The sequence below is a fragment of the Roseivivax sp. THAF30 genome (assembly GCF_009363575.1).
In the GTDB taxonomy this organism is placed as follows: Bacteria; Pseudomonadota; Alphaproteobacteria; order Rhodobacterales; family Rhodobacteraceae; genus Roseivivax; species Roseivivax halotolerans.
In genome coordinates this window covers 3,386,174-3,409,264 of record NZ_CP045389.1, presented here as the reverse complement: position 1 = coordinate 3,409,264, position 23,091 = coordinate 3,386,174, and the positions used below count along the sequence as shown (strand labels likewise).

Sequence of the window (23,091 nt, the reverse complement as noted above, 5' to 3'; positions counted from 1 at the left end):
TGGGGGTTCGTCGAGGAAACTCTACCCTACCCTTGGGGTCCCCTGACTATTGCCTTCGAAGAACGTTATCGCAGGCCGATCCCACTAAACGGGTCTTCGTCGCATCGCTGGCAAGGTCAAGTGGGGTGGATTCGTGATGCGTTTATCTCAGAGGGCCCCGTATGGCCGTGGATTGGCGGACCGCGCTAAGGCTGATGCTAAAGATCCCGCAACCGTTTACCTACAACCAAAAGTAGTTAGACTGTGTCAGACAGAGTAGCAAGGAACCTCCGAAGTTGAACCAGCCAATTCCATCGTTCGAGTTTCCAATACCTACCAAGCTCTTAGAATGCATTGTGGATTTAACAGGCGACCACTCGTCTATTGCTGTATGCCCGGATTTTGAAGTTGGAAGTTGGCGGTACAAGAAGTTGTCGGATCATCTATTCGACTGGCTTCCTGACGCGGCTCTCAAATCCCAGGAGCGCCGTGCTCTGCTCGGCGATCCGATGCAAATGATTGGAAAGGCGTGTCGCCGTGTTTTTGATGTATCTGATCCTAGTAAACGCGGAGAAATTGGCGAAATTTTACTACATGCGCTGTGTCGTCAAGAATACGACACTTCGCCTTTCGTCGCCCGCCTGTTCTACAAGATGCGGAGCAATGACAGCGTAACAAGCGTGGACATGGCTCATGTTTTGCAGAATGCAGAGACGGGTCAACTTGAGCTGTGGCTAGGCGAAGCGAAGCTCTATGGGAGCGCCAGAGAAGCACGCCAATCGGCATTTAAGTCGATTGAACCTCTTTGGGATGCCGAATTCCTTGAGGAAATGAAGGCACTGATCGGCCCGAAGGTAGAGGAAAGTGCGGCTTATGTGGATGAATTAACTTGGCTATTCGCTGATCAGACTTCGTTGGACAAGATCATAGACCGGATAGTCGTTCCGATTTGTATTGCAGCAGACTTCGATGCGACGAAGGGCGCAGCATCGCGGGACGAAGACTATATTACTTCGGTCACGAAGGAACTCGAGAAATGCAAGAATTACTTTGACAAAAGAGTGCCGGACAAGGTCCGCTTCGTTCTCATTTTTGTCCCGCTGGACTGTAAGACCAAGTTGGAAACGCACTTCAATGAGCGCGTTCAAAATCTCCTATGACGCCGGAACAAATCAAAGAAGCGATCTCCGATGATCTCAAAGACGGCGATGAGGTCTTCAGGCTTCTACGGTCCATCGCCTATTACTTCCAGTCCCCGGACTCCGACACCGCGACGGCGCTGGACCTCATCATCCGAATGCTAGACAGACGGGATGAGCTTGAGACTTGCCTCAAGGGGTCGTCGATGATGATTGACGCCATCCTTCGCGAGGCAGGACTTTTCCCTTACATCGGCGAGAAGGGGAGTTGGCGGGACCAATTGGCAACCGAAACGATGCGTGTTCCTGGAATGAAAGACTACGTCTTTCATATCGAGCAAGCCTTGGTGTTTAACAAGCTGGCTCAAGGCAAGAGCATCATTTTGTCTGCACCGACCAGCTTCGGGAAAAGCCTTCTCATCGACGCGTTGATTTCGCAGAAGCGTCCGTCTACCGTCGTGGCAGTGGTCCCAACTATCGCTTTGCTAGATGAGTTCCGACGCCGGATGGAGAGGCGTTTCCCAGCGTATCAGGTCATCACCCGAACGAACGAAATCCCAACGCAAAAGCTCGCGATATACATCGGCACTCAAGAACGACTCCTTGAGCGGGAACGCATAGAAGGTATCGACCTGTTTGTAATCGACGAATTCTACAAGCTAGACCTTGAGCGCAGTGATGAACGCTCGCTCGCACTCAATACGATCCTCGCACGTTACGGTAAGACCGCGAAGCAAATCTACTTCCTCGGCCCATCAATCGACGAGGTTCCCAACGCGAATTCATTCCGAGATGATGTCGAATTTGTTCGCACTCGCTACAGTCCTGTGACTGCTGACATTATCGACAGGACAGGAAGCGGCCCAAGCGTAAAGCAATTGGTGAAAGACCTTCGGTCAGTCCGCCGAACAAACTCTTTGATCTATGTCCAGTCACCCCCGTCTGCTTCACGGCTCATGGAAAAACTTTTGGGGACAAGATTGTCCCGCAAAGGAGATTTCACGGCGGAGCTTTCGCAATGGCTTGCCGAGAACTTTCATCCGGAATGGTTCCTAGCTAAAGGCGTCAGACGGGGTATCGGAATGCATCATGGCCGGGTGCCACGCTCCATTGCACACTTGATGATAAGTCTTTTTAACGATGGAGACCTCGCCGCTATCGTTTGCACTTCTTCAATGATCGAAGGCATCAACACTGCTGCGGAGAACGTCTTCATTTATGACCGGAACATCAATACGTCGAAGTTGGATCGCTTTACGTTCGACAACATCAAAGGCCGCGCGGGGAGGATGTTCAAACACAATATCGGTAAGGTTTTCCTCTACAATCCACCCCCGGTACCGGAACAATTCGAAGTTCACGTCCCACTGTTCAATCCGGACGAAATGATGCGGCCAGAGCTTCTCATGCAGTTAGAAGACGACATACTGTCTGACCCCGCCCGACGCCGGAAACAGGCAATCATTCGCTCCAGTGAGTTGCCGCCTCAGGTGTTGGCGCGTTGGGCAGAATTCGGTGTCGATGAGTTGAACTCCCTTGCGGAGATGGTTCGCCAAGAGTTGAGCAATGAGGAGTCACTTCTGCGTTGGAAAGGCATCCCGGAATTTGAAGAGGTGGAGGCAACCTTCGAACTGCCGTGGAGTATTTTACGTTTCAGCAAACACGGGCTAAGAAGCGCACGTCAAGTTGCTCATTTTGCAAATCGTCTTCGCAAAAGCTCTTCGATTCGTGAATTCATGGACGGTCTCGTTTCCGGCACGGGGCTTGAGGCGCAGGCCGAAATTGACCGTTGCTTTAACTTTATGCGCGGAGCGGAGTATTCCTTCCCGCAAGTTCTTCGCGCATTCAATGACGTTGTGGATGCCGTTATTGGTACGGGGGAGGTGGATTATCGGGTTTACGCGGCCCAACTTCAAGGATTGTTCATTCCTGGTGATTTGAGGGCGCTGGATGAGTTTGGAGTGCCCGTTCCAATTATTCAACGGTTAGCGTCCGATCTGCCGCAACAGGATTTCCGCGAAGCACGTGAGACTATAAGAGCGTTTGAAACAGAATTCCCTAATCGGCTAACCGACTTTGAGGGAGAATTGCTCAGGCGCTGTTTGGACTAAAGACCCTGGGAAAGCACGTGGTGTCTGGCTAGGCACCTTATCTGTCGAACTCTTCGAGCGTTGACAGGCTGACACTGCGCCTAATGGCAGGTTGACAGGTCCTGTGGGGATGTATTGGAAAAAACCGTACCCCAAGGTCGGGTCCCTGACATTGTGTTTGACAGTCCTTGGAGCAGGCCGATCCCGCTGACGCGGGCCGTCGCTGTCTCGCTGGCAAGGTCACGCGGGGTGGCCAATTGGTCGCGGAAAAGAAATGCCCGCCGATGGCCGTAGCGGGCTTTCTGGTCGAGATCGAGAAGCAGGCGACGTTAGACGATGGATTCGTGCTCGTTAGTTTGTCCTAAGTAGCGATACAGGCTGTCACGACTGATCCCAAGGGCCTTAGCTGCTGCGGCCTTAGACGGGTGATCTTGCACCGCCTGCACCACGTCTGCCCGCCGGATAGTGGCCGGTCTGCCCTTGAACGGGCTGTCGTCGCCTTTGGCCAGTGCGGCGTCGATCCCCTCGCGCTGGCGAGCCTTGCGGAGTTCGGTCTCAAACTCGCCGATAGCCCCAAGCATGTTGAAGAAGAGCCGACCCTCTGCGCTGCTGGTGTCGATGGCTTGCTCCGTTACAACCAGATCGACCTCGCGTTCACGCAACTCATGTGCGATATTTTGCAGGTCTCGCAGGCTGCGCGCCAAACGGTCGAGGCGAGTGACCACCAGCTTGTCACCACGACGCAGGCCACGGTGTAGGAGCGCTTCGAGTTCCTTGCGGCCCTCACGCTTGGTGCCAGTGACCTTCTCCGCGTAGATGTGCTCAGAGGCGACGCCTGCGCGCGTCAGCGCGTCGATCTGAGGTTCGATGTTCTGTCCCTTCGATGAGACGCGGGCGTAACCGATTTTCTCCGCCATGTGCTATCCTTCCGTCCGACCTGTCAGTTTCGAGTGTACGACAAAACGGTAGTGTCAGATAACTGATTCGGCAAGTCTAATCGGACACAATTGGGGCGTTTGAAGGTGTACGGTCCGGGTTTACCCAAATCGGACAGCCCGCCACTTGATTAATTCAAGCGGCGGGCTGGCACAGACTCAAAATCGGCCAAAGCCAAGTAGGGGGCTCGGCTACTGCTCCTTGTGTTCGTTGATTGGCTTCTGTTCCGTAATATACTCGTGGATACGATCGATCCTGAAATCCATGTCCAATTCGAACCGTTCCCCGGTCCCGAGGCACACGTCCAGACCGTCAATTGCGCTCCAAGTGAAATATGCGATGTTGGACTCCAAGACCCAGATTGGTGAGCGTTGCTCTACCGGAAGCCGAATGATATTCATGGATTGTTTCCCTTCTTGCGTTTAACGACTTCACCGTTATGCCATACCGCTGACTGCGTTGCGGAGACCGGACAGAAATTCTTTTGGTCACAGCACACCGGCCACATTTCTGGCAAATAAGGCCGCTTTCAAGAAAACGTGGTATCATTATGAAAAATCGCTCACATGCGCGAAACAGCTTGGTTCACTCACACGCTTCGAGATCCTGTGAAGATTATCACGTTGAGGCGGTGCGACGGTCAGCCGGTCAAGCAGCGACCTTGTGCTCAGTCGTGCCGAAGCGACTCCGCGCTTGGTCTGAACTCGTTGTGCTTAGACGGTTGTGGTGCGCTATGGCCGCAAGAATTTGCAGAAGCGCTGCCTGTTACCCACTGTAGGCTCGCCGCCAATGATAAGAATCCTGTTCCCGTCAAAACGGCTTCGTACAACCCACAACCTCAAGGGTTCGATTGCGCATTGGACCAGAATGCTTACTCGATCTCGCGTCGGCAAGTAGCTTCCAAGATGGCGCTATGCCGGGTCGCTTTCGATCCCGGAGAGCCTGTCGCTACGATAGCTTCGCTGCAGCGCCGCAAGTCCGCTTCGAGCCCACTCAACCAAGTTTCTGCAACGCGGCAAATGATGGATTTCGAGTGCACCGCCACGGAGCCGTGCGTCCGAGACATGGAGACAACGTGTGAGAGCTAACCTACCATTGCGAGACAACCGCTTGGGAGGAATCAGTTTGCACCTTTTCTACTGCGACGAAACCAACCTCGAAGACCGGGCGGGTGACTTCCTGATTTACGGCGGCCTAATTGTTAATGGCGCGACTGCCAAAGAATTTTCGGCGGAAATTGATGAATTGCGGACAAGACACGATGTTCCGCGTGACTATCTACTTAAATTCAATCCGGGTCCGGAAGGCTTCACGCATGAGCAGTTTATTGCGTTGAAGCAAGAAGTGCTTGAGGTGGCTGCTCGTTTTGGGGCTCGCCTTGTCGTCTATGTGATCCTGCACGACATTGCCACAAATCCAGACGCTGCGCGCCGTAACGGCATCAATACTGTCTGCTATCACTTTGATTGTATTTTGAACCGCTTAGGTGGGGCCGGGCTGGTATTGATCGACCGTTTCAATGATGAGGGTAACGCCATCGACGCTCATCTTCGCGACAAGTTTACTGTTGGCATAACAGGTTTGCCATATACCCCGGAAATACGTCTCGCCAACATTTGTGGCTTCCACTACTCTGCGATTGGGCAGTCCCACTTTCCCAGCGTTCTCGATGTCGCTTTGGGCTCGCTACGGTTGGCGATTAATGCCCACACCCGAGAGACCACGGGTCTAATGACAACCGCCAACACATTGCTGAGCCTCTTGTCGCCGCTGTTCTGGCGGCAGAATGATGACATGCGGGTTCCTGAGTTGGGTTTCCAGTTCAGTCCGAAGGTGATCAAGGCACCCAAATTCAGAACTAAGTATCAGGGTCTCAAAGACTTCTTGGCAACTGCCGGAATTGCGACCCATCAGGAGATCACGGACGAACGCATGTATTGATCTGGCAGTTCTGTGCGCCCTGGCGACCTTCATGCACTTGCGGCGAAGGGTCGGATCGAGCCAAACTGACCTATGCGCAGCTGAAACGTGATCGTCCGAGGAACCCGACGTGAGGCATGCGTTGGTTTGGTGACGGAAACGGGGGTAGCGGCCTAATTATCGCTTCACCTCAAATTCGGTCAGCAGCTCGCGCAGCCACTTGGGAACGGTGGGCCATGAGTATGATCTGAATTTACTCCAAGAAACGGAGGAGTTGACTTTGCCGGCGGCTTCGATCCGATTGGCCATCTCATCATGCGGATAGACATAAACGCGATCATTATCATCGACGAAAGCGATATATAGGTCCTTGCCGATATACTTGTCGTCGATCGTCATCCGCCCCTTGAGCTGCACCCGATAGAACCGCTCTCCGTCATTGTGATAGGCAATGAAATCCGCCCCCAACCAGTCGTCCGAGAGCAAGATGCTGTTATAGCCATACTCAGCTAGCCGCCCGGCCACTCGGTGAAAGTTGTAGGTTTCCTTCTGACGGGAGTTCAGGCTGCCATAAACAACCCTGTGTAGAGAAAGCGGTTGGGTTGGATGCGTCATGTAAGCTATTCCTAAATTGTTGGGCAGGCTCCCGCGTGTGGCAAGCTACTCTGGCGTCGGAATTCACTCATCCAATAAACCACGGTTGGTGGTCTGCCGCCAAGCGCGGCGGATTTAGAATGCAACTTGCTGGCCGATGCCAGCCTTGCCGTCTGATCCAGTCTCCAAGGCATGAAGGTAGAGGGATTCGCCGAAATCGGCCTGCGTGCACACCGCAGCGAAGGCCCGCTCCGTCCCGCAAAGCCACCGTCTAGGACATGATGCGCATCGAGCTTTCCCAATCGCGCCAAGAATCAGTGAGATGGTGTCAAAAGCGGAAATGACCTGATGTTTTGGGAATCTCTCTGCCTGCCTTGTGCCTATAGTATGGCTCGTGCCTAGTGAGAGGGCGCGGTGCAGTCTTGGCGGTGGTTTTGTCACGGCGGTGGTGCATGGGCAGACCATGCAGTTGAAGGGAATCGAAGCACGCGTGTTGGTGTTGGCGTTTTGCCGGCTCTGGGCTGCTGAATCGTCCGAGCGCGCTCCACCAAAAACAAACCTGCGCTGGTCAGACCAAAATTTTTCTGCCGTGACACTCGTGGATGGGCCAGAATACTGACGCAAGATCGACGCAGGCAGATGTTGCGGCGAAGGTGGACTCGAGCGGCAAAGCTGATTTCGAGCAAGATTGCCATCCGAGGGATGTACAGGCACTGTTTACCTCTACAACCTCCAATGCCTCCAAGGTTTTCACCACTTTTCCGGCGGGGGGGACACACCCATTTTGAAACAATCGTGTGTGTCCCCAAGGAAATTCTTGACCCCCCTAAAATCTTGGAGGTTGTGGAGGTTGATAGAGAAAAGGCCGTTTGAGCCATAAAATCAAAGGGTCTCCAGCCTCCACGCCCCTTGGAGGTTGTTGGAGGCTGGTGGAGGTGGATCAATCGCTGACATCGGGCCTAGGACGATTGAAACGGGAAGCGATCTCCTCCACCATCACCCGGCGCGACGGGAACTCGATCCACCGGACATTGTCGTTGCCCGCTGACGCGGGCTTTCCATCAATCATTCCCGTCAGCTTCCCGCGCCCAGTCGTTACCATCCGAAGATCACCCGCCACGATTTCCGCAAACGTCTCCAAGGCCAGCGCCTCAGGATCATTATCGTTGGCGTTGTGGCGATTGCCCTTGCTGACCAGATACTCGCGCAGCGCAGCGATGGGCAACCGGATCGGTTCGTCCGGGCCAAACGTGTGGGTCTGCGCAAAGTCCGCGCCCATCAATTCAATCTCACCCGCCTCCAGAATCAGGGCCAAAGCACGCTGAGCAGGACGCAGTGACTGCCACCTCATCCCGTCGCGTTCCGGGGTCGAGGGCGGACGGCGCACATCGTCCCACTTGAGTCCAAGGTCTTCGGGCGTGATCTTTAAAAGCGCGTGCAGGAACCCACCCATCTCAGGCCCGTTGATCGCAGCGTAGAGGTCACGCCAGTAGTCCACCCGTTCGCTTTCTGGCTCTTCCAGGTCCACAAACATCCGTTCGGCGACCTTCATCACGAGATACCGCCGTTCCGACCCGTTGCCCTCGATAGGCACCGCGTGAGGGCTGTTGCTGTCAAAATAGAGCCGCAGGAAGGACGGCATCTGCATCACCGGGAGGCCCTTTGGCTCCACCGGGATTTCGGGTGAAGTGACAAGCGATTTCAACTCGCGGGCCACCTTCGGGTCGCCTGCGAAGGCCGCTTCGGTGCAAATCGCGCAGATAGTGGTAGCAAGATGCTCGCCAGCGAAACGCCCGACGACGTGTTCGCTCTTATCAAGCGTCCGGCAGTGTGGGTGCGACAGACGTTCCAAGATCGAACCAAGTGTGGACTTGCCACACCCGCCCTTGCCCCAAACCACCACCGCCGACTGCGGTTTCTCGCCCGGTCGCTGGACCTTGTGAGCCATCCATAAGATCAACCAGCGGAAGAGATCATCCCGCCGGTCGCAGATCACATCCCAGATGAAATGGGCGATGCGCAGACCGCAGGCGTCGGGGTCCGCTTCCAAGGTGCGCCCCGCATAGAGATTGAACTCGTTATCTCCGAGGCGCGTTTCGTCTGGTTCGAAGACTACCCCGGACTTCCGATTTTCATTGGCCAGAAATTCCGCCGCCGGGGATACTTCTTGCACCCCTTCATCGGTGATAAGCCTGACCCTCCGGTTCTTGTGAAAATTGATGAAGTCTTCCGGGGTCTGGGCGATCAAGATGCTCTTCAACGTCCGCCCATTGTCGCGCAGAGCCGCAAGGTCGGGGCGGCGGATCACCCTAAACTTGCCTGCAACATCCGCCAGAACAAAGCGGTGCTTGAGGGTGCCAAGCGCCTCGGCCAGCGTGTCCCCAAGCGGTTCGGCAATATCAAGCGAGACGTTGGCAGGCTGCGGATCGGCCAGCGCTTCCACGACGGCTTCCTTTCGCTGAGCCGCCTGTCGCTGCCCCCAAGCGGACCGTTCATCGGCCAGCATATCCTTGCCCATCTTCTTCAAGCGCTTGGCCGTGTTGGCGTCGAAGTGCTCTTTCAGCGCCGCATCAAGATGCTGGACCACTGCGATCTTGTTCCCCGCCTTCTCCGCGCCAGCGTAGAGCGCAGCAAAATCTACCTCGCCGGCGTTTCCGTCTTCCACAACACCCTTCAATGCGCGCTTCGCCTTGTGTACGGACCCGATAAACTCGATCTCGATTTCCCGCCGCGCCCCGAAGTCGGCAGGGTCAAAAACAATTTCTTCGCCGTCGACCACACTAACATGGAGACACTCATCGCAGAGCATCGTCGAAAGCGTGTCCCAGCCGTCCGGCAGGGCGAAGGTGCCGTCCAAGATGGAGTCTTCGATCAGCTTAATCATGTCCCACGTGTGAACCCCGGAGCAGCTATTGTGCTGGCAGGTAATGACGAAAGACTCGCCGTCTGCACCCTCCGCCTCACACGCCCAGCACCCGGTGTCTTCCTCGTTCCCGGCGTCCGTGTGGGCTGCGTCATTAGGGCAAAGGATCACCCGACCTTTCCCGGCATCGCCGCGATCATCCCAGCCGAGATAGTCGAGGAAGCTGGTCAAAAGAAACGTTTCCCCCGCTTCATCGAACCAAGCGCGCAAGTCGAACCCATCCGACAGGATCGCGGGCGCGGAATCGGCCTTTGCAGCCGTCCGGGTTCCGGTGAATGACGGGCCGGGCTTCTTGTACTTGCTCGCATCGCCCATTGGCATGTCTTCCCAGCGCAGCGCGCGGCCCGCGATGATGAAGTGCAGAAATTCCGCGTCTTCGGACGGACGCCCCGGTGGGTGCATGATCTGTTGCAACCGCATTCCGCTGGCGTCGATCTCAGAAAGGCCCAACAACTCTGCGAAACCGGCATACCGGTTTTCCCATTCGCGCACAGCCTGACGGCGGGCTGCATCTTCCATCGGCAGAACGTAGGGAGTCTCAAGAAAGACGACCACGCGGAACCGGTCGCCCGCGACCGTCCTCTTGGCTGCGTGACTGTGGGTCGTGTAGATCACTGAAAATTGGCCAAGCGCGATCAACCGGTCGCGCACTGCCGTTGCCTTGTCTGACCCGTCAACGTCGATAGTGACAGCAGAGATCGCCGTGATGTGCTTTTTGAGGCGGTATGCGTAGGGGAGTCCGTTCACCGTCTTCCCGGTCATCTGCGCGTCCGAATAGACGATGGTGCGCCCGTGCTTGTTCCTACGCACAGGGTGCGACCCCAACAGGCCGTCCAACAGCTCGCGCACCGTCGACTCGGCACGTTCCCACTTATGGCCGGGGGTCCGATGTGAGGAAGCCATCAAGCAAGCGATGGATGAGTCCAGGACCTTTTGGGCTTCATCGCTTTCGATGGAGCCGTAAACGGTCGCATCCGGCCAGAAGTCATAATTTTGGGTGGAGGGCTGGGCGTGTAGGGTGGGGTCGTGGGCGGTCATATTCTGGCGTTCCGTTCGTGTCAGAAACTCGCAACGGACGCCCAGATGTGATATACACGTAACTAGACGATCCGCCGCAAGCGGTTGGTTTCGATCAAGGAAAAGGTCGCGCACTTACAGCTTGGGGGAGCGCGGCCTTTTCTGCTTTTTGGTGTGGTAAGTATCGGCGAAGTCCGCGCGCGTTGCGGAGACTTGGTCAGAAAAAGGACCTCGTTCCGCAGTAGTTGCACGGTGTTATTTTTTCAGGACTTGCATTCCATGGGCGACTTCCCAGCGGGAAGGTAATACTCGCACAGCCTGTCCAGTGCGTCGTCGGGGACACCGACGGCCTTGAAGAAAATCCGCAGATCACCGGGACGCTTGAAGGTCCGACCCTTTACGCAAGTGGCGCAGAGGACGACTCCCCAGTCGGGGTCGGTTTCGACGCCGCCGCTTGTGCGGAAGATGTAGCTGTTGTCGAGATAGAGCGCGCGGCGTTGTTGCTCAGGCATCGCTGCAACCCCCAAACTCTGCCACGTCGATCAAATTGCGCGGTCCGCCGACGGATGCGCAGTCGGACCATTCAACCGCCCCGTCAGACGCCTTTGACGCCCAGAACCCGGCACAACCGGCGGCAAGGACCGCGCCTTGCTCGGACCCGACAAGCGCCACCAACGCCGCCATGTCCACCGCCCAATACTTGTGCTGCGCACCGGCTGCGATCATCGCTTCGCGGGCCAGCTTCAACACCGTCGCTGCGGCGAAAATCGGTGCCGCATCGTCGAGGTGCAGGCCGATTACCTTGGCGGTCGTGTGCCGCGCCACGTCCTGCGAAGTCGCAAGTTCGGGCGCGACTTGCCATGCCCGCAGGAGGGCCAAAAAAGTTCCGCTTTTCTCGCGGTCGGTAAGTTCGATCATTTTCAGTGTACCATCGTGGTTATCCTCGTTTCGTTGTGTGTCGGGGGTCGGGTATGTCGCATGTGAGGGGCCATGCAGCATTTGGGCGGGGACCTGCTGACGCAGGGGTCCCTGTTCAATATCTCGGAGGACCGCCGCATCGGGCGGGACGCCCGCACAGACCACACGAGGCCAGTGGAGCGGCTTAGGCGTCTTCGGGCATAATGACGCCGCCACACTCAGGACAGGCCCCTGCGGCGGCGCTACGGAGCCTTGATAGGAGGTCCGCGACCGCTTCAATGTCGCAGGTCGGTCCGGTGGGGCGGCCCCCATCATATACCCGCTCCGGGTCCGGGGATTCTTCCAGCAACTTGATGAGGCGGGTGGTTGCGCTCGAAAGTGTCTCGGCTTCGTCAAGGGCTAGGCGAAGCGCAACTTTAGGGTGCCGGTCCATGTCGCCCAGCGCCGTTTCGAGGCTGGCCAAGCTGGACTGGACCACCAAGGTCAGGGCGGCGTTGGAGGAGTCTGTCACCGTTGGCACTCGCAGACGTAAAGCCGCGTCAGCGGCCCTTGCAGGTCGATCTCGGAAGTCTCCCGCGTCGGCGCTGGGCGCAGTTCGGAAACCCTTGCCGCGCGCCCTGTATGAAGGCCGATGGCGCGCTTGATCTTCGTCAGGTCGGACGCCTTCGCACCCGCCGCCTCGGCCTTCTTGAAGAGTTCAATGTAGGCAACCGTGACACGTTCCAGCATCTCGGAGAGGTCCTGTTTGGACGGCGGACCTTCCGACCAATCAATGTCCCCGGCGCGCTGCTGACGCAGCCACCGAACCCTCGCGGCGATCTCGGGGCGCTTGCTGGCCCTGTGTGCCGATGACCGCGCCCCGGCGTCTTCGAGGGAGTCAGGATCGTCGGGGCGTGATGCAAGCTGCCACGCGCGCTGTCCAGTGTTCCCGGCGGCGAGGCTCTGGGCGAACCTTTCGTGCCGCCGGTTAGTCAGCGGTAGCGATGGCTCTGACGCGTTCTTGCTCACAGCCTCGGCCCCGGCATGCCGATCCCGGTCCGGCGGCTCTCGTTGATGCGCTCTGCATCGTTCTCGATTGCCAGAATAGCGGCAAGCTGACGGTCCCTCTCCGACGCATAGGCGTTGGCCTCTGCCACTTCGTTCTGCGCGAGAATGGCGCGCAATTGTTGCCCGGTCCGCGTGGCCCACAACTCTTGCGCCAACTCAACGGCACCCGGTGCCTTCGCCGTGCCGACGACGTGGGCGCGACCGCTGGGCGTGTTCGCAATCTCGGCGGCGAGGATGTCGCGCGCGCCCTTGTGGTGGACAGTGGCGCGCAGGTGGTCGTCAACCGCCATGGCCAGCTTGAGGCGCTTGATCTCTTGTTCGTTCGTCATGTGCTTGATCCTCAGATGTTTGGGGTTGCGACTTCGCGCAGTTCAAGTTCCGCCTCGACCGAAAGGAGGCCAGGCAGCGTCTCGGCAAAGGCGATCACGTCGCACAGCGCGTACATCGCGGACAGCTTCCCATGCGCCGACCGGCGCGGTTGGATCGTTTCGATCCGAGGACGGAATACACGGCGCAGGCAGCGCCAGTCGGCGTCGGTGATGCCCAGCGCCTCGCAAGTTTGGTGGGATGAAAGATACAGTTCGCCCATGGTCGTGGGGCCTCTTTTCGTTGATGATATTGGGGGATGGGGTGAGGTCCGCATGATGCGTGTGTCACCCTATTTCATTGTATAACACAAATTGACTTGACAATCAAGTTTTCCGTGATTCGGTCAAGCGAAACGATTCGGTGACTGCTTTCAGCAAAGCCCGCGTCAGCGGGGGCAAGTGCTGGCCTGTCGGTTCGCCTGCCACCACGGGCGCTGGACGGCCAAAAAGACAACGCCCGCCGGGGCGAGACGCTAGGTGTCAGGTGTTTGGGTAATGCGGCTTGTCAGTCGGCCTGTAGCGCGCGCTTATGCGCTTCCACGCCTTCCGGCCCAGTCAGGATGATCGGCTTTATTTCGGCGTGATCTCGGCCATCCACAAGCAGGAATTGCAGCAGTTCGCCGTCGCGTTCGACCCCGAACCGTACACGGTATCGCGGAATGTCGTGGTCGTGGCCGATAAAGTCGTAATGCGCGCGATGATCCTCCCCACTGTCCCGCCAAGTCTGAACGCCGTAGGGTTTCACGATGCGCATGGGTTCGCCGTCATAGATCACTACGTCGTGCTGGTAATTGGTGGTCATAAGAGGCCTGTTGGTGCGTCTAGTGCCACAACGGTAGGCTCTGCGGCGGGGCGGTGACAAAGAAAAAGGGACTTACATCTTCGTGGATCAATCGAGAGGCTGGTTCGTGCATGACATTTTGCATGACATTTTGCATGACGCAAATTCACGATATGTAATTATTACAATAGGTTAGAGGTGAGTTTTCTGCGCCTCGAATCCTCCTCGGTCCGCCAATTTCCCCCTAGATGTCATGTAACGGACCATTTCTGGCGGTCTCGGCCTTGCGGATGAACTCGCTTCAGATGTGTTTGCCTTGCTTTGCAGGGCGATTTGCCGGTTTTTTGCCTCAGATGCCTCATGACGCGCTCTGATCTGCTTCGCGCGCGCTCCTCCAAAGCTGAAGAAACGCGTTTCAGAACGCCTATCCGACCGAGACGCGAAGATGACCGCCAGAGGAAGATCCTACGCGAAGAAGACATCCTCGAGCACGGCATCCTCGGACTGTTTCGTCGAATCTTCGATGAGGCTGGGCGATTGACCGATGACGTGATCATGCAAGTTGCGCTCTGACGCCATGGTATAGAGTGATCTGATCTCGTCGACGGCCCCCAAGTCTCCCGGTGCAATCGCGAATTGCGGTGGGGTCGGCGGAAGATTGAGACGGATGATTTCATTCGAAACGAAGTCTGTCAGAAGCTTGGCCGCCTCGTCGATTTCAGAGGTGCCGCTGGATTGGGCGATCTGCATTGCACGGTGAAGAGCGTCGCTCAAATTGTCTGAGTGACGCGTGATGACGCAAACTGCCTCAACGCTGTCGGCATCGGCCGGTATTTCGCCCGGCGTGTTGAAAAGCTCAGCGGCGAGCTGCTGGAGGTGCATTTTTTCTGCGATCATTCGCGTGCGCTGGCCGATCGCAGTCGTGGCATCGCGCAATTGTCGGGCAATCTCCATCATGGCGAAGCCATCTTCTCCCGCGCGCCCGGCGACCAGTGTCGCGTTGACACCCAAAAGATGCATCTGCTCCTGGATTTCTACCAGCTCTTCCGTCTTTTTGCTTGCTTCCGCATAGCGCGCGGCCACGGCCGCCATACCGCTGCCGAGGTGGGTCCGGTCAGTCTCCAGGTCCTCGAGCCCTGCAACGAAGTCGCGTGCCAAGCCGGACATATCGACGAGAGCTTTCATCTTCTCGGAAGCTGCAAGATCACGGAGTTGCGCGAAACAGGCTGAGCGATGATCCGAGATGTCAGAGAAGGCACACAGCGTAGACGCGATCTCGCTCCGCACCGTTTCGGCCGCCGAAGCGAGTTGCAGGGCAGCAAGATCGCCAAGGCGGCACCCGAGCTGCTTCTCCGAAGCGTCGGCGATCTCGACAATTGCGGCCACATGCTCGATGCGTTGCCGGAACGTGTCTCCGGCTTGCAACCGCGGGATCGCCGCCTCAAGCGCTCGATCAGTCGCTCCGACCGCGCCACGCGTGCCTGCCGCGAGATCCGAGATGACGCGTTCCTCGGAAACGCGCCGGACCAACGCGCTCATCCGGTCTGCATGCTCGGTCAGTGCAAGAGCGCGGCGATGCATTTCCTGAAGCTTCAAGCTTGTCGCCTTCAGGACCTCTTCATTCTTCAGGAGCGTGGTCCGAAGCTCTGCAAATATCGTTTCCGCATGGGACAACAGATGCCTCGCCGTGTCTGAAAATCGTGAGAGAGTTTCCGCATGGTCGACCACGCTGACGCTCACGACCCGAGATTGGATCGCCAAGATGCTCGCCATGCGAAGGTCTCCGGCCTGATCGGACAACAGCCTTTGGAGATCCATGGCTTGTTGTCCAAGCTCGCACCCTGTCTGCGCAAGGTAGTCGAACCTGCCGGCGACACGGTTGACGTGCATACGCGCCGTTTCCGTATCCGCCAGAAGACGTTCCTGTCCTGCCGGCCCGGTGGCGGCCTCGATCGTCTCGACCGTTGACGCCACACCGACTATTTCCGCCTGCGCCGCGAAAAGACAGGCCGATGCATCCTCGAACACTGTCTCGATCATGGCGAGAAGGGCCCGCAACCGGGTGGAGGACAGATATCGTCGCGCATCCTCAAGGCTCATGCCGCGCCTTTCTCGAAACTGAGCCGCCGAAGCTCGACGGCCAAGCGATTAAGCGGCACGATCTGTTCGGCGGCGCCGAGCTTGTGAGCTTCCCCCGGCATGCCCCAGACGACCGAACTCGCTTCATCCTGGATCAAGGTCCGCGCGCCGACGCCGCGCATCTCGGAGAGACCGCGCGCGCCGTCGTCTCCCATGCCGGTCATGAGGCACCCGATCGCCGCGCCGCCCGATGCAGAAGCGACCGACCGGAAAAGGACATCGACTGAGGGCCTGTGGCGTGAGACCTGCGGACCTTCGCGGATCTCGATCCGGTACCCCCGTCCTTGGCGCTGCACCAGAAGGTGCCTGTTCCCCGGCGCGACGAGGACTGTCCCGACCTCGGCGCGGTCGCCGTTCCGCGCCTCGCGCACCTGGACCGAACACAGGCCGTCGAGGCGGGCGGCAAAGGCGGTCGTGAATTTCTCGGGCATATGCTGCACGATCACCACCGGGGGCATATCCGGGGCCAGTCCGGGCAGGAGACGCGCCAGCGCCTCGGTCCCTCCAGTGGACGCGCCGATGGCGATCATCCTCTGCATATTGGCGGGTGCCCTGTGTCCTGGCAGCAGCGGTGGCAGCATCGCGTCCGCCGTCAGCTTGGGGCCGGCCGAAAAAGGCCCGGCCGTCTTGCCACCGCGACCGGCATTCCGCCCCGGGCCCGTCCGGCTGCGGATCTGGGCGGCGGCGCGCACGACGTCGCAGAGCAGGACCTGCGCCTCCTCGCGGGCCGCGCGGGTCGACAGGTCCGGTTTCCCGATGACGTCGCAGGCTCCGATCTCCAGCGCTTTCAGTGCCGCACGCGAGCCGGATTCAGTGTGGCTCGAGCAAATGATGACCGGGAGCGGATGCTGTGCCATGATCTTTCGCAGGAAGGTGAGCCCGTCCATACGCGGCAACTCGAGGTCGAGGAGCAGGACATCGGGCAATTCGGCGCGCATCTTCGATGCGGCGTCGAACGGATCGGTGGCCGTGCCCACGACAACAATGCCGGGATCACCGCCCAGAAGATCCGAGAGCGCGCGCCGGGCGGATGCGCTGTCGTCGACGATGAAGACGCGGATCGGCGCCATCAGAGAGCGTCCTCCTTCCTGAAAATTCCAGGTGCGACCTGCACCAGATTCGGATGGCCGACTGTCATGGACTCCGAATGGCCGACGATAAGATAGCCGCCGGTCTTCAAATGGCGGCTGCATTCCGCCGTCACGCGCGCCTGAACCTCCGGCTCGAAATAGATGAGAACGTTGCGTAGCATGACGACGTCGAGATCGTGCTCCACCGGGTAGGGCCGATCCATCAGGTTCATCGTCTCGAACCGGACATGGGCGCGTACTTCCGGCACGATCCGGCCAAGCGTCTCGCCCCGTGGCCCCTTTCCCGACATGAGATAATCGCGTGCGAGTTCCGGTGGAACGGGAGCGAGTTCGGCATCGGGGTAGATCGCCCTCCGGGCTATCGCGATCACCCGGCCGGAAATGTCCGTCCCGTATATTGCCCAGGATAGTCGCGGCTCCTTCCGGGCCGCATCGGCCAAGAGTATGGCGGCAGACCAGGCTTCGGCTCCGGTGGAGGCCGCGGCGCTCCAGAGACGGAAGCGGACGGGTGTGCGCGACTTCGCGAGCTTTTCGGGCACGATCCGCTGTATGAGGTATCGATAATGCGCCGCCTCGCGAAAGAAATCGGTCTTGTTCGTCGTGAGCGCGTCGATAATCTCCGGCATCTCCCGCGCCAGTCCGCCTTGGTCGAGCAGGAACTCGAGATACTCCTCCAGCGAGCGGTAGCCCCCTTCGGTCATGCGCCTGCGGAACCGCGACTCGATCATCAGCGCCTTGGACGCGGGCAGCTTTATCCCGGTCCGGGTCTCCATGATGGAGCGGAAGCGCTCGATCAGCCCGGACGCCCGCGTTGATGTGGCACTTTCGGGCAGAAGATCCCTCATGTCGCGGACATCACAGGGGTTTCACCCTGCTTGAGGCGCGATTCGAAAAGCCCCATCAGGCGAAGGACGGAGATGAAAGCGCCGTTGCGCCGGCCGATGCCCGAGACCATTGCCTCGTCCCAACCGAGCAGACCTGCCTCGGGCAGCGGCGCACTTTCTGCATGATCAAGCTCCGTCACCTCGAACACGCGATCCAGCCGCAGCCCGACGATGTGTGAGGCCTCCTCCGCGTCGGGGCGCAGCACGACAATCCGCGTATCAGGATCGTCAGCACGCGGCGGCATGCCCATGAGCAGCCGCAGATCCACCACCGGAACCGAGACACCGCGCCGGTCGATCAGGCCAAGCAGATGTGCCGGCGCATTCGGAAGTGGTGCAACTGGCTGCGCGTCCAATATTTCCACGACAGGCGCCACTGGCAGCGCGAAAAGCGCATTCGCAAGGCCGAAAGTCAGCACCACGCCGGTTCTCTCGGAAGCTGCCATTCTCACTTCGGCATCCACCGCTCAGGCAACCTTGCCGCGGCGGACGAAATCGGCGTCGAGGTCGTCTTCAAGCGTCGACAGGTCGAAGGCGAAGCCGCCGCCCTTTTCCTTTCGCGCCTTCGCTGCGGGCGCTGCGACCGGCATAGGCTGGGCGGCGGCCTCGCCCGACACCCGGAAAAAGGCGATGGCCGCGCGGAGCTGTTCAGCCTGCGAGGCGAGTTCTTCGGCTGTAGAGGACAGCTCCTCAGAGGCGGACGTGTTTTCCTGGGTGACCTTGTCGAGCTGTTGTATCGCCATGTTGACCTGGTCGGCGCCGGTGGCGAGTTCCTGGCTGGCGCCGGAGATATCGCTCACAAGCTTCGCCGTCCGTTCGATGTTGGGCACGAGATCGCCGAGCATCTTGCCGGCCTGCTCCGCGGCGCGCACCGTATCGCCCGAGAGCGCTCCAATCTCGCCGGCCGCCGTCTGGCTGCGTTCGGCGAGCTTGCGGACTTCGGAAGCGACCACCGCGAAGCCGCGTCCGTGTTCGCCGGCTCGCGCGGCCTCGACCGCGGCATTCAGCGCGAGCAGATCGGTCTGCCGGGCGATCTCCTGAACGACCATGATGCGCTCGGCGATAGTCTTCATCGCAACGACCGCGTCAGACACTGCTGTGCCGGAGGCCTCGGCATCGGCCGCGGATTTGCGGGCCATCTCCTCGGTCTGCGCGGCGTTTTCCGCCGTCTGCCGGATGTTCGAGGCCATCTGCTCCATGGAACTGGACGCCTCCTCGGTAGAGCCCGCCTGTTCGGTCGCGCCCTGGCTCAGCTGTTCCGACGTGGAGGCCATCTCGCTCGCCCCGGCAGAGACGTTGCCCGCGTTGGAGCCAACCTCGGCCACGATCCCGCGCAGTCTCTCGACCATCTCGTTCAACGCGCCGACCAGATCGCTGACCTCGTCGTTGCCGCGGAGGTCGGCAGTTTCGCGCAGATCTCCTGCCCCGACCTGGCGCGCGAGCCTGACCCCGCTCGCGAGTCCCCTCGAAATGCTGAGCGTGATCCAGGTGGCCGCGACGATGCCGACGAGGGCGGCGATGCCCATCAGTGCGATGATGGTGTTGCGGGCTTCGATATAGGTCTCGGCAGCGCCGTCACCGGCTTCGGTCATCAATGCCCGGTTGTTCTCGATGACCGCTTCCAGTTTTTCCTCCAATTGCAGCCAGAGCGCACGGCCATCCTCTTCGGCGAGTCTGACGGCCTCGGCCTGATTGCCCACGATAGAGAGCTTCATCGCCTGGTCGGCCGTCTCCCGGAACGCGGTGAGCAGCTCGAGATACGCTTCGAGCACCTGGCGGCCCTCTTCTGTCGCGATCGTCTTCAATTTCTCGAAGTTCGCGTCATGAGCGACGCGCCGGTCAACGATGGACTGCTCGATCTCCCTTTTCGCCGCCGTGGCGTCCGCAAGGATGTGGTTCCGAAGGTCCCGCTGGTTACGCACAAGGTCGCTTGCGAGGGTCCCTGCCAGCCGCACACGTTCCGCATCGGTCGACACGATGGCGTTCAGGCGGCCACTCAACGTGCTGAGGTCCGACAGCGCGATCAGCGTTATCAGGGCTGAGCCGCCGATGAGGACGATGAAGACCGAGGTCAGTTTCAACTTGATCGTGAAGCGCATCAGGCTCTCTCCGGTTCTTGGATCTTGGTGGCGCGCCTGGCGCCAGTGAGCGTTGTCCGGCCGTCGAAGCCGTCCAGGAAATCTTCGAAGATCGTGGCAAGATCGGGCAGCGTGACGAGATCGCCCTTCCAGCGCCCGACAGCGCTGACGAAGCGCTGAGGCCAGCGTGCGCCGACTGTCGGCACCTGCTCGCATTTCTCGGGGTCGAGACGGGTCACCTCGTGCACGGCATCGGCGAGAATCCCGACGACGCAGGACTGGCCCGACACCGGGATGTCCATGACCATGATCCGAGCGTGTTCGCCTGCAGGCTCGCGCGGCATCCCGAGAGGCACGCGCAGGTCCGAGAGCGGGACGACCGTCCCACGTACGTTTATGAGACCCGCGACGAACTCCGCCGCACCGGGAACGCGCGTCATCGCGACCGGCTCAAGCACCTCGCGCAGCTGGGAAGCGGGTACGGCGCAGATCTCTCCGCCGAGCCGGAAGGTGACCAGATCGACGTTGCCGTCGGTGTCTTGGGGATGGGTCGTCATGCGGCCTCCTGCGCGCGTTCTGCAAGGCAGCGCCCGCGATGAACGAGCTGGGGAATGTCGAGGATCAGCGCCACGCCGCCGTCGCCGAGGATCGTGGCGCCTGAGAACAGCTTGAGCCCCGAATGCAGTGGCGAGAGCTGTTTGATGACGGTCTGGTTCGACCCGATGATCCGGTCGACGACCAGCCCGACCCGGCCGTCGGCACTGGACACCACGATGACCTTCTGGAACGGGGCGGGCTCACCCGGACTCTCGAGAAGGTCGCGCAGACGCAGGAACGGCACCAGCGTGTCTCGGATGTCGAGGAAGGCATTGCGGCTGGTTGGATGCCCGTGTTCCGCCGGCAGTTCGACGATCTCCAGCACTGCCGCAAGGGGCAGGACAAACCGTTCACCCGCCAGGTCGACGAGCAGACCGTCGATGATCGCGAGCGTCAAGGGCAGGCGCAGGCTGACAGAGGTGCCATAGCCAGGTTCGCTGGACACCTCCACGGTGCCGCGCAGTTCGTCGATGGTCCGCCGCACGACATCCATGCCCACCCCACGACCTGAAAGATCCGTGACTTCGGCGGCCGTCGAGAAGCCTGGCTCGAAGATCAGGCCGAAGATCTCTTCGTCGGACAAAGTGGCGTTGCTGGCTATGAGCCCGCGTTCGACGGCGCGCTTCCGGATCGCTTCGCGATCAAGCCCCCGACCGTCATCCGACAGAGAGATCAGCACCTCGGCCCCGGCGTAGCGCGCCTCGAGGCGGATCGTCCCAATCGCGGGCTTTCCGGCAACGCTGCGGAGCGATGGATCCTCCAAGCCGTGATCGGCGGCGTTTCGAATGATGTGCATGAGCGGCTCTGCCAGCCGCTCGACGACGGTCTTGTCGAGTTCGGTCTTTTCTCCTTCGGTCACGAAGTCGAAATGCCGCCCCAATTTCCCCGCCAGATCGTGCGCGAGGCGCCGGAATCGGCCGGTAATCGCAGAGATGGGCGTCATGCGTACGGACATCGTGGTCTCGCGCATACCGGATGTGAGGCGGCTGATGTCCTCGACGATCGAAGAGAGACCGCTCTCGCCTATGCGCGCCGCGGCTTCGCGCAGCCTCGCCTCTGCGATCACCAGTTCGCCCACCCTGTCCATCATTTCGTCGAGCCGTTCCGCAGGAACGCGCATGAGCGCGCCGCCGCGTCCGTTTGCTGGACTGCGTGTGGAGTCAGGCTTCGGATCCTCGAGATCGCGCGCAGTCGCCTCCTCGATGGGAGGGGCCAACGTGAGCTCGAGCCCATCCTCGTGGAACAGAAAGGCCGTCAGGATCTCGTCACGGCCGATGTCCCGATCGATCCAAGCCTCCCATGAAATATAGAGACGTTCCGGGTCGATCTTCGAAAGCGGCGGGACATCCCCTAAAAGCGCGCGGATATCGCGGAAGCCGAGACTGCGGAGGTCGTCGATGATCGCTTCTGGCCGTCCGCCGAGCGCGAGCGTATCTGGCGCAAGTTTGAAGGTGAGGTGCCAGAGGCGGCTGTCCTGCGGCGTTTCCGGGGTGCGCTCCAGATAGACCGAAAGTTGGTTGAGTATGGCATCGCCGCCATCGGCACCGGGCTTCGACAGCAGTGTGGCAATGTGATCCTTCGCGGCCAAGCTGATCGCGATCAACTGCTCGCTCACCTTCGCGCGGCCCTCACGGACAGCCTCGAACGCCGTTTCGAACCCGTGCAAGAAATTGGCAACGTCGTGCCGCCCGAACATGGCGCCGGAGCCTTTGAGCGTATGGAGATCGCGGAAGACTGCATCGATCAGGTCGGCGTCGCCCGGCGTTGCTTCCAACCGCAGCAATCGCTCTTCGAGTGTCTCGACCAGAGTTTCCGCCTCGTTGCGAAAGATGGCATTCGGCTCTTCGTCAGTCATGCGCCGAGCACCCGGTTGATCACTGCAAGCAGCTTTGCCTGGTCGAAGGGCTTGATCATCCAGCCGATGGCGCCGGCAGCGCGCGCCTTCTGCTTTATGGCGTCTTCGCTTTCCGTCGACAGGAATATGATCGGGACGCCGAGGTTCTGCGGCGTCGTCCGGAACGCGCGGCAAAAGCCGATTCCGTCCAGCCGCGGCATGTTCTGGTCGGTGACCACTGCATCAGGACGAAGCCGACCGCAGACGTCGAGCGCTTCCTGCCCGTCCGCGGCCGTCACAACCACGAAACCGGCCCCTTTCAGCGTGTTTGCCATCATTTGCCTGACGGATGGAGAATCGTCCACGACGAGAACCGTGCGCGTCATGGTGCGGCCTCCGGGACGGTTTTGGCAGGCAGTTGAGGGGGCCATTCGATGCATAGGCGCGTTGCCTGCTGCTTCACATCGTCCGCAAGCAGAATTCGCTCGGGTATGGCATGGCCGGAGCGCACAGCAGAAATCAGCAATTGAAGGCCAGCTGCGTCGATGCCGTCTGGCTCCGGCCAATTGATCGGGGTGCCGGAAAGCCGCTCATGGGCCTGCCCGATTCCACCCACGTTCAGGCTTGCGGTATGTGGCTGCATGACGCCCTTCCTGTATTCGTTCAATACGTGCCGAAGGTTCGCTACCATGCGACTTGCTAACGAAGGGCTAAGCGGCCTCCTCTTGGGGGTGTCTCTCTCGACAAGAACCGGCT

The 23,091-nt window shown here is 59.5% G+C and carries 22 protein-coding genes; 4 read left to right on the top strand and 18 right to left on the bottom strand.

Annotated elements, in window-relative coordinates; all coding sequences use genetic code 11:
• Window positions 1-275: 275 nt before the first annotated feature.
• Window positions 276-1,139, top strand: coding sequence for a DUF1837 domain-containing protein (locus tag FIU91_RS16520; protein WP_152463308.1), 864 nt, complete (start codon window positions 276-278; stop codon window positions 1,137-1,139).
• Window positions 1,136-3,229, top strand: coding sequence for a DEAD/DEAH box helicase (locus FIU91_RS16515; RefSeq protein ID WP_152463307.1), 2,094 nt, complete (start codon window positions 1,136-1,138; stop codon window positions 3,227-3,229). Before FIU91_RS16520 ends, FIU91_RS16515 begins: the two co-directional genes overlap by 4 nt.
• 308 nt (window positions 3,230-3,537) lie before the next feature.
• On the opposite strand, the gene FIU91_RS16510 is transcribed toward FIU91_RS16515, so the two are convergent.
• The gene (locus FIU91_RS16510; protein WP_152463306.1) at window positions 3,538-4,125 is read right to left on the bottom strand and encodes a recombinase family protein; all 588 of its coding nucleotides are present in this window, start codon (window positions 4,123-4,125) and stop codon (window positions 3,538-3,540) included.
• A gap of 1,144 nt (window positions 4,126-5,269) precedes the next feature.
• On the opposite strand from FIU91_RS16510, the gene FIU91_RS16505 reads away from it, so the two are divergent.
• A complete protein-coding gene (locus FIU91_RS16505) occupies window positions 5,270-6,085 on the top strand; it encodes a DUF3800 domain-containing protein (RefSeq protein ID WP_172975037.1) in 816 nt (271 codons plus the stop codon).
• A gap of 156 nt (window positions 6,086-6,241) precedes the next feature.
• Here FIU91_RS16505 and FIU91_RS16500 read toward each other — a convergent pair whose 3' ends face one another.
• From FIU91_RS16500 to FIU91_RS19575, 9 genes are all read right to left on the bottom strand, one after another.
• Window positions 6,242-6,679 (bottom strand): hypothetical protein, encoded by a 438-nt coding sequence (locus FIU91_RS16500; protein WP_152463304.1) that lies wholly within the window; start codon window positions 6,677-6,679, stop codon window positions 6,242-6,244.
• 919 nt (window positions 6,680-7,598) lie between these two features.
• Complete coding sequence (locus FIU91_RS16495; RefSeq protein ID WP_152463303.1) at window positions 7,599-10,619, bottom strand: primase-helicase family protein; 3,021 nt, start codon at window positions 10,617-10,619, stop codon at window positions 7,599-7,601.
• 242 nt (window positions 10,620-10,861) lie between these two features.
• The gene (locus FIU91_RS16490; RefSeq protein WP_152463302.1) at window positions 10,862-11,110 is read right to left on the bottom strand and encodes a hypothetical protein; all 249 of its coding nucleotides are present in this window, start codon (window positions 11,108-11,110) and stop codon (window positions 10,862-10,864) included.
• A complete protein-coding gene (locus tag FIU91_RS16485; RefSeq protein WP_152463301.1) occupies window positions 11,103-11,516 on the bottom strand; it encodes a hypothetical protein in 414 nt (137 codons plus the stop codon). The genes FIU91_RS16490 and FIU91_RS16485 overlap by 8 nt, the downstream gene beginning before the upstream one ends.
• 507 nt (window positions 11,517-12,023) lie before the next feature.
• Window positions 12,024-12,245 (bottom strand): hypothetical protein, encoded by a 222-nt coding sequence (locus tag FIU91_RS16480; RefSeq protein ID WP_152463300.1) that lies wholly within the window; start codon window positions 12,243-12,245, stop codon window positions 12,024-12,026.
• A gap of 275 nt (window positions 12,246-12,520) precedes the next feature.
• Complete coding sequence (locus FIU91_RS16475) at window positions 12,521-12,892, bottom strand: hypothetical protein (protein WP_152463299.1); 372 nt, start codon at window positions 12,890-12,892, stop codon at window positions 12,521-12,523.
• 11 nt (window positions 12,893-12,903) lie between these two features.
• Window positions 12,904-13,152: a hypothetical protein gene (locus tag FIU91_RS16470; RefSeq protein ID WP_152463298.1), complete on the bottom strand. Its 249-nt coding sequence runs from the start codon at window positions 13,150-13,152 to the stop codon at window positions 12,904-12,906.
• A gap of 284 nt (window positions 13,153-13,436) precedes the next feature.
• Complete coding sequence (locus FIU91_RS16465) at window positions 13,437-13,733, bottom strand: hypothetical protein (RefSeq protein WP_152463297.1); 297 nt, start codon at window positions 13,731-13,733, stop codon at window positions 13,437-13,439.
• Window positions 13,734-14,177: 444 nt separating this feature from the next.
• A complete protein-coding gene (locus FIU91_RS19575; RefSeq protein WP_216651615.1) occupies window positions 14,178-15,137 on the bottom strand; it encodes a hypothetical protein in 960 nt (319 codons plus the stop codon).
• 291 nt (window positions 15,138-15,428) lie between these two features.
• Between FIU91_RS19575 and FIU91_RS19570 the strand changes: the two genes are divergently transcribed.
• On the top strand, window positions 15,429-15,680 hold the full coding sequence (locus FIU91_RS19570; RefSeq protein WP_216651614.1) for a hypothetical protein: 252 nt from the start codon (window positions 15,429-15,431) through the stop codon (window positions 15,678-15,680).
• 128 nt (window positions 15,681-15,808) lie between these two features.
• On the opposite strand, the gene FIU91_RS16455 is transcribed toward FIU91_RS19570, so the two are convergent.
• Genes FIU91_RS16455 through FIU91_RS16420 form a run of 8 tightly spaced genes read right to left on the bottom strand, consistent with a single transcriptional unit; the run spans window position 15,809 to window position 22,978 of the window.
• The gene (locus FIU91_RS16455) at window positions 15,809-16,921 is read right to left on the bottom strand and encodes a chemotaxis response regulator protein-glutamate methylesterase (RefSeq protein ID WP_152463295.1); all 1,113 of its coding nucleotides are present in this window, start codon (window positions 16,919-16,921) and stop codon (window positions 15,809-15,811) included.
• On the bottom strand, window positions 16,921-17,787 hold the full coding sequence (locus tag FIU91_RS16450; RefSeq protein WP_152463294.1) for a protein-glutamate O-methyltransferase CheR: 867 nt from the start codon (window positions 17,785-17,787) through the stop codon (window positions 16,921-16,923). The genes FIU91_RS16455 and FIU91_RS16450 overlap by 1 nt, the downstream gene beginning before the upstream one ends.
• Window positions 17,784-18,272, bottom strand: coding sequence for a chemotaxis protein CheW (locus FIU91_RS16445; protein WP_152463293.1), 489 nt, complete (start codon window positions 18,270-18,272; stop codon window positions 17,784-17,786). Before FIU91_RS16445 ends, FIU91_RS16450 begins: the two co-directional genes overlap by 4 nt.
• Window positions 18,273-18,293: 21 nt before the next feature.
• Window positions 18,294-19,925 carry a methyl-accepting chemotaxis protein gene (locus FIU91_RS16440; protein ID WP_152463292.1) on the bottom strand — a complete coding sequence of 544 codons (1,632 nt, stop codon included), beginning with the start codon at window positions 19,923-19,925 and terminating at the stop codon, window positions 18,294-18,296.
• On the bottom strand, window positions 19,925-20,461 hold the full coding sequence (locus tag FIU91_RS16435) for a chemotaxis protein CheW (RefSeq protein WP_152463291.1): 537 nt from the start codon (window positions 20,459-20,461) through the stop codon (window positions 19,925-19,927). Before FIU91_RS16435 ends, FIU91_RS16440 begins: the two co-directional genes overlap by 1 nt.
• Window positions 20,458-22,356 carry a chemotaxis protein CheA gene (locus tag FIU91_RS16430; RefSeq protein WP_152463290.1) on the bottom strand — a complete coding sequence of 633 codons (1,899 nt, stop codon included), beginning with the start codon at window positions 22,354-22,356 and terminating at the stop codon, window positions 20,458-20,460. Before FIU91_RS16430 ends, FIU91_RS16435 begins: the two co-directional genes overlap by 4 nt.
• Window positions 22,353-22,721: a response regulator gene (locus FIU91_RS16425; protein ID WP_093008828.1), complete on the bottom strand. Its 369-nt coding sequence runs from the start codon at window positions 22,719-22,721 to the stop codon at window positions 22,353-22,355. Before FIU91_RS16425 ends, FIU91_RS16430 begins: the two co-directional genes overlap by 4 nt.
• Window positions 22,718-22,978 carry a hypothetical protein gene (locus FIU91_RS16420; protein ID WP_152463289.1) on the bottom strand — a complete coding sequence of 87 codons (261 nt, stop codon included), beginning with the start codon at window positions 22,976-22,978 and terminating at the stop codon, window positions 22,718-22,720. Before FIU91_RS16420 ends, FIU91_RS16425 begins: the two co-directional genes overlap by 4 nt.
• Window positions 22,979-23,091: the final 113 nt, after the last annotated feature.

Coding starts and splice junctions, on each gene's coding strand:
- FIU91_RS16420 (WP_152463289.1), bottom strand. CDS start 22,978: ATGCAGCCACATACCGCAAGCCTGAACGTGGGTGGAATCGGGCAGGCC.
- FIU91_RS19570 (WP_216651614.1), top strand. CDS start 15,429: ATGGTCGACCACGCTGACGCTCACGACCCGAGATTGGATCGCCAAGAT.
- FIU91_RS16500 (WP_152463304.1), bottom strand. CDS start 6,679: ATGACGCATCCAACCCAACCGCTTTCTCTACACAGGGTTGTTTATGGC.
- FIU91_RS16450 (WP_152463294.1), bottom strand. CDS start 17,787: ATGAGGGATCTTCTGCCCGAAAGTGCCACATCAACGCGGGCGTCCGGG.
- FIU91_RS16440 (WP_152463292.1), bottom strand. CDS start 19,925: ATGCGCTTCACGATCAAGTTGAAACTGACCTCGGTCTTCATCGTCCTC.
- FIU91_RS16475 (WP_152463299.1), bottom strand. CDS start 12,892: ATGACGAACGAACAAGAGATCAAGCGCCTCAAGCTGGCCATGGCGGTT.
- FIU91_RS16455 (WP_152463295.1), bottom strand. CDS start 16,921: ATGGCGCCGATCCGCGTCTTCATCGTCGACGACAGCGCATCCGCCCGG.
- FIU91_RS16510 (WP_152463306.1), bottom strand. CDS start 4,125: ATGGCGGAGAAAATCGGTTACGCCCGCGTCTCATCGAAGGGACAGAAC.
- FIU91_RS16470 (WP_152463298.1), bottom strand. CDS start 13,152: ATGGGCGAACTGTATCTTTCATCCCACCAAACTTGCGAGGCGCTGGGC.
- FIU91_RS16465 (WP_152463297.1), bottom strand. CDS start 13,733: ATGACCACCAATTACCAGCACGACGTAGTGATCTATGACGGCGAACCC.
- FIU91_RS16515 (WP_152463307.1), top strand. CDS start 1,136: ATGACGCCGGAACAAATCAAAGAAGCGATCTCCGATGATCTCAAAGAC.
- FIU91_RS16485 (WP_152463301.1), bottom strand. CDS start 11,516: ATGATCGAACTTACCGACCGCGAGAAAAGCGGAACTTTTTTGGCCCTC.
- FIU91_RS16490 (WP_152463302.1), bottom strand. CDS start 11,110: ATGCCTGAGCAACAACGCCGCGCGCTCTATCTCGACAACAGCTACATC.
- FIU91_RS16495 (WP_152463303.1), bottom strand. CDS start 10,619: ATGACCGCCCACGACCCCACCCTACACGCCCAGCCCTCCACCCAAAAT.
- FIU91_RS16480 (WP_152463300.1), bottom strand. CDS start 12,245: ATGCTGGAACGTGTCACGGTTGCCTACATTGAACTCTTCAAGAAGGCC.
- FIU91_RS16445 (WP_152463293.1), bottom strand. CDS start 18,272: ATGGCAGCTTCCGAGAGAACCGGCGTGGTGCTGACTTTCGGCCTTGCG.
- FIU91_RS16430 (WP_152463290.1), bottom strand. CDS start 22,356: ATGACTGACGAAGAGCCGAATGCCATCTTTCGCAACGAGGCGGAAACT.
- FIU91_RS16425 (WP_093008828.1), bottom strand. CDS start 22,721: ATGACGCGCACGGTTCTCGTCGTGGACGATTCTCCATCCGTCAGGCAA.
- FIU91_RS16435 (WP_152463291.1), bottom strand. CDS start 20,461: ATGACGACCCATCCCCAAGACACCGACGGCAACGTCGATCTGGTCACC.